1 protein-coding gene is annotated in these 1,011 nt (G+C 51.2%); it reads left to right on the top strand.

Annotation, left to right across the window (positions count from 1 at the left end; genetic code table 11):
• Positions 1–865, top strand: an 865-nt coding sequence (locus tag A3750_RS22285) for an ATP-binding cassette domain-containing protein (protein WP_156498841.1), incomplete at its 5' end; no start/stop codon positions are given.
• Positions 866–1,011 lie beyond the last annotated feature (146 nt).

Here is a 1,011-nt window from a genome sequence, read left to right as displayed (position 1 = left end):
GGCTCAGGTTGCAGGTTTAATTGCTCGGTATGGTCAAACCAAAGAAGCCTACGAAGGTATTGCCCGAATCATGGAGATGCCTATTGAGCGCGACCCAGACAAGCAATATCTGCAACGCGACAAAACTGAAGGACACTTTGAGTTGGAAGGCGTCGGCATGGCTTTTCCCGAGCAGACCGTGTCGGTCATAAAGAACGTCAATCTGAATATCCCCGCCGGAAGTCGCCTTGCGGTGATCGGACGTATTGGTTGCGGAAAGACCACACTGCTGCGCTTATTAATGGGGCTTTACACGCCAACAGAAGGTGTCATCAAACTCGATGGGCTCGACATTCGACAACTCGATCCGAGCGACTTGCGGGCGATGATTGGCTGCGTAGAGCAACAACCAACACTTTTCTCGGGTTCGATTCGCGACAATATCGCCTCGGGAACCCCCTACGCGACCGACGAGCAAATTTTGAAAGCCGCAGAAATGTCGGGTGTACTAGAATTTACGGCAACCCACCCTGAGGGCTTGAACCGTCAGACTGGCGAGAACGGACGCATGTTGTCTGGTGGCCAACGTCAATGTATTGCACTTGCGCGAGCACTGCTGCGAGATCCAAAAATTCTCATTTTTGATGAGCCCACAAGTGCCTTAGATCAAGATTCAGAGCGCCGACTTATCGCGCGTTTAAGCAAGCTTGCTCCGGATAAAACGATTATTGTGTTCACTCAACGCTTGGCCATTCTAAGTTTGCTCGATTCAATCGCAGTCATGGACGATGGCGAAATACTCATGCATGGCCCGAAACAAGATATCCTCGATCGTCTTGCTGGAAAGCCAGCCGCCCACTCAGATAATGATGGAGGCGTAGCATGAGCCTCTCCAAAAATCAGCTGAAGAAGCTGAATCAGCAAGATCTCAACTTTGTAACGGATGCGTCGCAAGGTGAGCTAATGCGAACCCCGAAAGTCGCGCAAGTGATCCTTTGGGCACTACTCGGTATGGTTGGTGTGCTTGCCGCT

The organism is Oleiphilus sp. HI0079, assembly GCF_001635105.1.
Note: the sequence above shows the minus strand (reverse complement) of the source record. Positions and strands in the feature narration are given on the sequence as shown.